Annotated in this window: 8 protein-coding genes; 7 read left to right on the plus strand and 1 reads right to left on the minus strand. The window is 66.6% G+C overall.

Annotation, left to right across the window (positions count from 1 at the left end; all coding sequences use genetic code 11):
* The 7 genes from QZY06_RS07000 to QZY06_RS07030 form a co-directional block, all read left to right on the plus strand.
* Positions 1 to 1,352, plus strand: a 1,352-nt coding sequence (locus tag QZY06_RS07000; RefSeq protein ID WP_295682066.1) for a hypothetical protein, incomplete at its 5' end; no start/stop codon positions are given.
* A gap of 7 nt (positions 1,353 to 1,359) precedes the next feature.
* Positions 1,360 to 2,259: a glycosyltransferase family 2 protein gene (locus QZY06_RS07005; protein ID WP_295682068.1), complete on the plus strand. Its 900-nt coding sequence runs from the start codon at positions 1,360 to 1,362 to the stop codon at positions 2,257 to 2,259.
* Positions 2,259 to 3,449, plus strand: coding sequence for a glycosyltransferase family 2 protein (locus QZY06_RS07010; protein WP_295682070.1), 1,191 nt, complete (start codon positions 2,259 to 2,261; stop codon positions 3,447 to 3,449). Before QZY06_RS07005 ends, QZY06_RS07010 begins: the two co-directional genes overlap by 1 nt.
* Positions 3,446 to 4,816, plus strand: coding sequence for a hypothetical protein (locus QZY06_RS07015; RefSeq protein WP_295682072.1), 1,371 nt, complete (start codon positions 3,446 to 3,448; stop codon positions 4,814 to 4,816). Before QZY06_RS07010 ends, QZY06_RS07015 begins: the two co-directional genes overlap by 4 nt.
* A gap of 24 nt (positions 4,817 to 4,840) precedes the next feature.
* Positions 4,841 to 5,809: a hypothetical protein gene (locus QZY06_RS07020; RefSeq protein WP_295682074.1), complete on the plus strand. Its 969-nt coding sequence runs from the start codon at positions 4,841 to 4,843 to the stop codon at positions 5,807 to 5,809.
* On the plus strand, positions 5,806 to 7,155 hold the full coding sequence (locus tag QZY06_RS07025) for a GNAT family N-acetyltransferase (protein WP_295682076.1): 1,350 nt from the start codon (positions 5,806 to 5,808) through the stop codon (positions 7,153 to 7,155). Before QZY06_RS07020 ends, QZY06_RS07025 begins: the two co-directional genes overlap by 4 nt.
* Complete coding sequence (locus QZY06_RS07030; RefSeq protein WP_295682078.1) at positions 7,152 to 8,141, plus strand: phytanoyl-CoA dioxygenase family protein; 990 nt, start codon at positions 7,152 to 7,154, stop codon at positions 8,139 to 8,141. The genes QZY06_RS07025 and QZY06_RS07030 overlap by 4 nt, the downstream gene beginning before the upstream one ends.
* A gap of 18 nt (positions 8,142 to 8,159) precedes the next feature.
* On the opposite strand, the gene QZY06_RS07035 is transcribed toward QZY06_RS07030, so the two are convergent.
* On the minus strand, positions 8,160 to 8,512 hold a 353-nt coding region (locus tag QZY06_RS07035; RefSeq protein ID WP_295682080.1), incomplete at its 5' end, for a Crp/Fnr family transcriptional regulator.

Here is an 8,512-nt window from a genome sequence, read left to right on the forward strand (position 1 = left end):
ATCTCGATGAAACCCTGTATCTGCGCAATTCCACCGAGGACTACCTCGACTGCGCGCGTCCGGCGCTGCTGGCCGCCGTTCTGATGCAGGCCCTCGACTCGATCAAGCCTTGGCGCTGGACCGGCGGTGCCACCAGCCGTGATGTCTGGCGCCTGCAGCTAGTTCTCAAGCTGATGCCATGGACACGCGACCGTTGGCAGCGCTCGCTGCCGCAGCGGGCCGCGCAGTTCACCAACCGTCCGTTGATCGAAGCCCTGCACGGCCGCGTGCTGCGGCCCGTCATCGTCACGCTTGGTTTCCGCAGCCTGGTCACACCTTTGATTGCCGCGCTCGGCATTGGCGAACTGGCGATCGTCGCGGTGGGCGATTCCAGCTTTGCGGCATCTTGCCGCGATCGCCAGCGCGGCAAGCTTGCGATGACTGTCGAGACGCTCGGCGACGACACCGTGCGCAACAGCCTGGTGATCACCGATTCGCTCGACGATCTGCCGCTGCTCGACCGCTGCGCCGTGCCGTTGCGCACGCTGTGGCCGGACGCCCGCTACCGCTGCGCGCTGGCCGACGTCTATCTGCCCGGCCGTTATCTGAGCCAGGTCAAGCGACCCGGCGAGCGCTACATCGTGCGCGGAATCCTGCAGGAGGACTTCGCCTTCTGGGTGCTCAGCTCGGTAGCGCTGGCAGCGCTGCCGCTGCAGCACATCGCCGGCCTGCTGTTGCTGCTGCTGTCGTTCTGGACGATTTACGAATGCGGCTATGCCGACAACGATCGGATTGCCGATCGCTTCGAGGCGGAGCCCAAGCTTAGCCCGCCCTTTCATGCCAACGAGGTCGCCACGCCGGCGGCGCAGCCTTGGATCTGGGCATTTTTGTTCGGAACGGCGGCGATCCTGCTGCTGCGCTGGCCGGAACCGCCGGCGATCATCGATTTCATTCGCTGGCTGGCGGTGCTGCTGGCGACCCTCGGCTGGTTCCGTCTGTACAACCGCTATGACAAGCGCACCCGGGTCTGGCTGTTCCCCGGCCTGCAGCTGGCGCGCAGCGCGGCGTTCGCGGTGCTGGTGCCGGTGGCGGCGGTCGGCGCGCTGGCGCTGGCCGCTCACGTGCTGGCCAAGTGGCTGCCGTACTACGTCTACCGGTTCGGCGGCAAAGCCTGGCCGGAAGCGCCGCTGCCACTGACCCGACTGCTGTTCTTCGTGGTGATGGCGCCGTTGCTGGTGCTGACTCAGCAGCCGGCGTCCCTGCTGAACTGGACAGCGGCGGCCCTGCTCGGCTGGAACGTCTACCGCGCCCGCAACGATCTGCGCGCGACATTCGCCAAGGCTCATCGCATCGACCGGCCGCCGGCACCGTGAGCAGACCATGACGATCAGCGTCTGCATCGCGACCTATCGCCGGGCCGAGCGACTTGCCGCACTGCTCGGCGATCTCACCCATCAGCAACTGCTGCCGCAGGAAGTGGTGGTGGTCGACAATGATGCCGCTGGCAGCGCCTGGGCGGTCGTCGAACAGGCACGCTCCGGCGCACCCTTTCCGATTCGCTACACAGTCCAGCCGGTCAAGAACCTGTCGCTGACCCGCAACCAGACCGTGGCCTGGGCCACCTGCGACTGGCTGGCCTTCGTCGACGATGACGAGCGCGCACCCACGCATTGGCTGGCGCGACTGGCCGAGGCTGCTGTCGACGTCGACGGCGTGCTTGGGCCGGTGCTGCCGGTGCTGCCGGAAGACGCGGTGGCCTGGCTGCGGCACGGCCGCTTTTACGACTGGGCGCGCATGAAGACCGGCAGCCTGGTTCCCGGCAACCGTCTGCGCTTCGGCAACGTGCTGCTGCGTGCCTCGCTGTTGCGCGTCGACAACTCACCGTTTGACCCGGCCTATGGCTGCACCGGCGGCGAGGACGGCGATCTGCTGAACCGGCTGGTGCAGGGCGGCGCAAGAATCATCTGGTGCGATGAAGCCGAGGTCTTCGAACCGGTGGAGGCGAAGCGTCTGAAGCTGCGCTGGCTGCTGCTGAGGGCGCTGCGCGGCGGACAGGACTATGCCCGCCATGCGCTGGCAGGCCGTTACGGCACGCTGTCCGGCGCTGGCCGTGCGTTGCTGTTCGCGCGGGCCTTGAGCCAGATGATCGTCGCCCTCCTGCTGGCGCTGCTGTGCTGGCCGCTGGGCCGGCACCGCGCCGTGCACTGGCTGAGCAAGGCGGCGGCAAACCTCGGGAAGCTGAGCAGCTTCGCCGGTTTTCATTACCGCGAGTACGCCTGATGGCCGCCCTGACCGTGCTGATCGACTCCCTGCTCGCGCTGCTGGCGATTCCGCTGCTGGCCGCCTGCGCCTACCTGCTCGGCTTGAGCGTGTGTTCCGCAGGACCGCTGCCGCCGATGCGCTCGTCGCGCCGCCTGCGCTTCGACGTGATCGTGCCTGCCCACGACGAGGCGGCGGTGATCGAGCGCTGCCTGGCCAGCCTGCGCAAGCTCGACTGGCCGAGCGACCGCTGGTGGCTGATGGTGGTCGCCGACAACTGCAGCGACAACACGGCGGCGCTGGCACTGGCCGCGGGGGCCGATGTCCGCGAGCGGAACGAGCCGCTGCTGCGCGGCAAGGGCCACGCCTTGCACCTCGCCCTCGAGCGCAGCCGTGAAGGCCAGTGGGCCGACGCTGCGGTGATCATCGATGCTGATACCGAGGTGTCTCCGAATCTGCTCGAAGCCTTCGCGGCCCGCATCGAGGCCGGTGCCGGTGCGGTGCAGGCGCATTACGGCGTGCTCAATCCGGGTGAGTCCTGGCGCACCGGGCTGATGGCGATCGCGCACGGCGCCATTCACAGCCTGCGCTCGCGGGCCCGAGAACGTCTGCGCCTGTCCTGCGGCCTGCGCGGCAACGGCTGGTGTCTGACTCACAGGCTGCTCGACCAGGTGCCGTATCGGGCGTTCTCGGTGACCGAGGATCTCGAATACGGTATCGCTCTCGGGCTCGCTGGCCATCGCGTGCACTACGCCGGCGAAGCGTTCGCCAATGCCGTGATGGAAAGCAGCGCGGAGGTCGCCGGCGGCCAGCGCCAGCGCTGGGAAGGCGGACGCTACGCGCTGATCCGTACTCAGACGCTGCCGCTGCTGCGTGCGGCCTGGCAGCGGCGCAGCCGGGTCTGTCTCGATCTGGCGCTGGATCTGCTGGTGCTGCCCTTGTCGTACATCGCGCTGGGCGTGCTGCTGTTGATGGCTGCGGCCGCGGCTCTGTCGCTGGCGCAGAACCAGGCCAGCGCCTGGCTTTGGCCTGCAGCGATTGCCGCAGCCAGCCTGCTGATCTACGTGCTGCGCGGCTGGCAGCTCAGCGGCCGGGGCGCTGCCGGCCTGCTCGATCTGCTGCGCGCACCCTGGTTCGTGCTGTGGAAACTGCGACTGCTGCTGCGCCGCCGCCATCACGGCTGGCTGCCGACCAAGCGACGCCTGCGATGAGCACGCCGCTGTCGAACCCACTGCGGCTCCCTGCCCGGCGGCCGGGCCGGCGCACGGCCTTCGTGCGCATGCTCGGCAGCGCGCTGGTCAGCCAGGCAGTGCTGTCGGCCACCAGCTTCGCAGTCGGCCTGTTGCTGATCCGCCATAGCAGCGATCTGCAGTATGGCTATTACATCCTGGTCTCCGGCGCAATCCTGCTCGCCACCTCGCTGCAGAACGCTTACATCGCACCGCCGATGGTCAATCGGATGACCCGCCTGGAGCTGTCCGCCTGCGGCGACCTCACCGGCGGCCTGTATCGCGAACAGCGCCGGGTGGTCGTGTCGCTGGCCGCCTTGGCGTTGATCAGCGCACTGACGCTATGGCTTGGTGGCCGGCTCGATCTGCCGACCTTGCTGCTGGTGGCGGCTGCGATCCTGGCGATGGTTGCGGCACTGCGCCGCGAGTATTTCCGCATGGTGCTCATTGCCTATCGCCGGCTTCATCCGGTGCTCTGGGGCGATCTCGGCTACGCCGGCCTGCTCGTCGCTGGCGTGCTCCTGGCAAGCTTCAGCCCGATGCCAGCACTGGGGGCGATTCTGGGCTTGGCAATCGCCGCGCTGCTGGCCAGCCGGCAGCTGGCTCGAAGCCTGCACAAGGTCGAGCCCTGGAATCCGCAGGGTGCGCCGGGCATCCTGCGGGCGATCGCGCCACTCGGTGCGTGGTCGACCGCCGGCGCGGCGATCCACTGGAGTTTCAGCCAGGGCTATACCTGGCTGGTTGCCGGCACGCTCGATATCAGCGCGGTAGCGGCAATCGCTGCAACCCGGCTGCTGGTGATGCCGGTCAATCTGCTGTCGACCGGCATCGGCTCGCTCTTGCTACCCCTCGCCTCTCGCTGGCTGCATGAACGCGGCGCCTCGCTGGTGCTGCGCCGGCTGATCGGCTTCTCGCTGGTAATTGCCTTTGTGTCGCTGATCTATTTCACCGCCCTGTGGCTTTTGCGCGATTGGCTGTTCGCGGTGCTGCTGAAAAAGAACTTCCCGCAGCGCGATCTGCTGCTGCTTCTGTGGTCGGCGAGCTTCGCGCTGATGGCGGTCAATCAGCAGCTGGTCTATCTGCCGATCGTCCGCGAACGGTTCCGCTCGCTGACCTCGCTGACCCTGGTCTGCGCACTGCTGGCGCTGGCCGTCAGCTTTTGGGGCATCGGCAGGTTCGGTGGTGCCGGTGCGCCGCTCGGCATCCTGATCGGCGAGCTGCTCAATACCGTCGGCATTGCTGTGCTGTGCTTTCGTGAGATCCGTATCGGCACGCGGCCCGGGGCACTGTGCGATGACGTACAGACCGGCGCGGGTATCAAGTCCGAGGATTTCCCGATCAAGACCTGATCAGGCCAAGAACCACGCCAGCCTATGAAGCCTTCCGCGCCCACTAGCGTTCTGGACCTGGGGGTTGATCTGCCCTGGTGGCTGAGAACGAAGTTCGGCCAGCAGCCGGTGCTCGGCCAGCATCGGCTTCACGATCAGGCCTTGTTCAGCGACGACGCACTGATCGCACTGCTCGACCGCTTTCCGCGTCAGCATCTCTATGCGCACAGCATGGGCAACGACCCGGCGCGACTCGAAGACAATCATCGGGTCGCGATAGGCGACATCGACGGTGCGGCGCTGCTGACGGCGGTCAAGGCCGGCCGGCTGTGGCTGAACCTGACGCGGATCGATCGGGCCGAAGCGCCCTACCGGCAGTTGATCAGCAGTCTGTATGAAGCGCTATCCGCGCAGATTCCCGGCTTCATGCCGGATGCCAGCCAAGGCACCTTGCTGATTTCCTCGCCTGAAGCGCTGGTCTACTACCACGCCGATGCGCCCGCCTCGGTGCTCTGGCACATCCGCGGCCGCAAGCGGGTCTGGGTCTATCCGGCGCTGGACCACCGCTACCTGGCGCCCGAGTTGCTCGAAGACATCTTCGCGGGCGTGCGCCACGAATACCTGCCCTATCTGCCGGCCTACGACCACGCCGCCGTGGTACACGATCTGCGGCCCGGTCAGTGGCTGGCCTGGCCTCAGAACGCGCCGCATCGGGTCAGCAATCTGGACAGCGTCAATGTCTCGCTGTCGACCGAACACTTCACGGCTGCCAGCCGGCGGCGCTTCCGGGTCCGGGTTGCCAATCGCTGGTTCCGCATCCGGCTCGGCTTCCGTGAGCTGTCGACCCGCGAAGACGGCGCCATGGCCTGGGCCAAGACCCTCACCCAGCGGATGGCGCGCAATCTCGGACTGGACCCGGTCAAGATTCATCAGCAACGACCTTCGTTGCGCCTGGTTGCGAAGGCGTCTGGTCACGGCCATGGTGTCGAGGCCGTGACCGGTGACCGCGAATGAGCGATCGGATCGTCGTTCACTGCTTCTATCGGCTTTCGGCGGCAGCGTCGTGGCGCGAGGCGATCAATGCGCTGAATCTCGCCTCGGACCGCCCCGACCCGTTCTCCAGCTACGAGTTCTATGACCACACCCTTAGCCAGCCGGAACTGTTCCCGCCCGGCGCCAGACTGTGGCTGCTGCTGGCCTTCCAGGGAGAGCAGCTGCTCGGCTGCCTGCCGCTGCGCCTGCAGGACGAACAGGTGCTGGGCTTGCGCGCGCGCCGGCTCGGCCTGTTGACTGCCCACGTTTCCGACCGGCCCCGTCTGGTGGTCCGGCCGGGCGACGAACAGCCGGTAAGTGCGGCGATCTACGACTACCTGCTCAGCCGGCGCAGCGAATGGAGCCTGCTTGAATTCCAGCAGCAGGACGCGGCGACCGCGCTGCTGCCGCTGCCTCCGCTGAGCCGCCTGTGCCGGCATCGGCAGTGGCCGAACGAGGCCAACGGCAACATCGCCATCCGCTGGGAATCGCTGGCCGGCTACTTCGCCGCACTATCGAAAAAATTCCGCTCCAACTTAAGCCGCCAGATGCGCCTGCTGCTGGCGGCCGGCGAGGTTGAACTGCTGGCCTCGTCCGATCCCGAAACGATGCCAGCGCTGTTCGAGCTGTACTGCAGCATCGAAAGCCATAGCTGGAAGGCCCGCACCCGCGCCGGCTTCGGAAATGACGCGCGCCAGAGCGGCTACTACACCGGGCTGATGGCGGCCGACCAGCCGATGCAGCTCAGCATCCAGGTGCTGTTGCTCGACGGCCTGCCGATCGCCGGTCTGATCTGCGGCGGCTTCGGCAGCAGCCTCTATGCGTTGCATATCGTTTACGACGATCGTCTGGCGCGGCTGGCACCAGGCTCGGCGATCCTGTTCCTCGGCGTGCGCGCCGCGATCGTCGGCGGCTACGGATGCTTCAGCCTGCTGTGGGGCTACGGCTATTACAAGTCGCGCTGGCTGGCAGAGATGAGCGAAACCCGCAGCGTGCAGATATATCAGCTCGGCAGTGCCCATTTCCTGCGCCGACTGCTCGGCGATCTCGATCGCAGCTGGCGGGGCAAGGCACCTGCGGAAACCCCAACGCTGTCGAATCCGGCGCGTGACGAGGTCGACAAGCCCGAAGCAACATTGCCCGATCACGCCTCGATCCGCTTTGCCAGTCGTGAGGAACGTGAAGGCCACGCCGCGCGGGTCCGCCAGGTGCGCGCTGGTCGCGGCGAATTCCTCGGCGCCTTGCAACTTGCGGCGTTGATGCCGTTCGCGACACACCAGACATTTCCGGTTCAGGCAGGCAACGCAACTGCGGTGCAGAGCCGATGATTCCCTCGCCTCTGAACGCACCGGTTGCAGCGCGCCGCCGGCTCCAACTGCCGCCGGAAATCATCTTCACTACCTGGCCGCTGTTGCCGGCGCCGGACTTGTCCGAAGCTGACAGTGCCGCCTTTGATGCCCAAGGCTTTCTGGTGCTGCCGTATCTCTGCAATGCGGCCGAGGTGCAGGCGATCCGCGCTATCTTGATTCATCTTTTCGAGCAGAAGGTTGGCCGCGCCGAAGGCAACCAGTTCGACATGCTTGGTCTCGATGACGAGGCCAGCAGCAGCATCCAGCCGCAGATCATCAAGCCCAGCCTCTACGCACCGGAGCTTCTGCACACACCGCACTTCCTGCGTGCTCAGGCGATCGCCCGGCAGCTGCTCGGCCCGGACGCCGAGTTCTGCTTCGATCACAGCATTCTCAAACACGCTGGCGGCAACGCAGTCACGCCCTGGCACCAGGACGAGGCCTACGGTCACGATCCCTACTACCGAGCCGAGCAGATCAGCATCTGGATGCCGCTGCAGGACGTCTCCGAAGACAACGGCTGCCTGCGCTACATCCCCGGCTCGCATCGCGGCCCGCTGCTACCGCACCATTCGTTCGAGGACGAACCGCGGGTTCAGGCGATCGAATGCCCGGCGAAGTATTTCGAGGAATTGGCAGCCGTCAGCACACCGATGCCAGCCGGCTGGTGCGTGCTGCATGGCGGCCGCACCTTGCATTCGGCGCTGGCCAATAGCTCGGCCAGCGATCGTCTGGCCTATGTGCTCGTGTTCCGGGGCGCGGCGATTCCACGCAGCGAAGCGCAGCCGTTTCCGTGGCTCACCGAGCGGCACCCCGCCGGCATCGACCGCCATCGGCATTGGTACTGGCACGGTGGTTACCGGATTCTGCTGCTGCGTTGGCTGAATCGGACCCTGCATGCTGATGTGCAGGCCTTGCGCTCAAGACTGCGTCGGCTGGCTCGTCGCTACCGGGGAAGTTGGTGATACCAGGAGCGCTCATGATCAAGCGCGGCTGCGCGGTCTGATTGGCGGGAATGAACCTGGCCCCAACTGCTCGGCGTAATCGGCGACGACTTCCGCATAGCATTCGCAGGATGAGGCCTCCAGCCCGGGACGATCGAGCACGCGGATCTCGCCGCGGGTGTAGCTGATCAAGCCCTGAGCCTGCATCACGCCGGCCGCCGTGGTGACGCCGCTGCGGCGCACGCCGAGCATGTCCGCCAGGAACTGATGGGTGAGATGTAAATGATCGGCGTGGGCCCGGTCGTGGCTCATCAGCAGCCAGCGCGCCAGCCGCGGTAGCAATTCGTGAAACCGGGTGCAGACCGCGGTCTGCGACAACTGCGCCATCAGCA

The sequence above is a fragment of the uncultured Nevskia sp. genome, assembly GCF_903885465.1.
Lineage (GTDB): Bacteria > Pseudomonadota > Gammaproteobacteria > Nevskiales > Nevskiaceae > Nevskia.

What these genes read in the sequence shown, in the direction of transcription:
- QZY06_RS07005 (WP_295682068.1), top strand. Translation starts at nt 1,360, where the DNA reads ATGACGATCAGCGTCTGCATCGCGACCTATCGCCGGGCCGAGCGACTT.
- QZY06_RS07010 (WP_295682070.1), top strand. Translation starts at nt 2,259, where the DNA reads ATGGCCGCCCTGACCGTGCTGATCGACTCCCTGCTCGCGCTGCTGGCG.
- QZY06_RS07015 (WP_295682072.1), top strand. Translation starts at nt 3,446, where the DNA reads ATGAGCACGCCGCTGTCGAACCCACTGCGGCTCCCTGCCCGGCGGCCG.
- QZY06_RS07020 (WP_295682074.1), top strand. Translation starts at nt 4,841, where the DNA reads ATGAAGCCTTCCGCGCCCACTAGCGTTCTGGACCTGGGGGTTGATCTG.
- QZY06_RS07025 (WP_295682076.1), top strand. Translation starts at nt 5,806, where the DNA reads ATGAGCGATCGGATCGTCGTTCACTGCTTCTATCGGCTTTCGGCGGCA.
- QZY06_RS07030 (WP_295682078.1), top strand. Translation starts at nt 7,152, where the DNA reads ATGATTCCCTCGCCTCTGAACGCACCGGTTGCAGCGCGCCGCCGGCTC.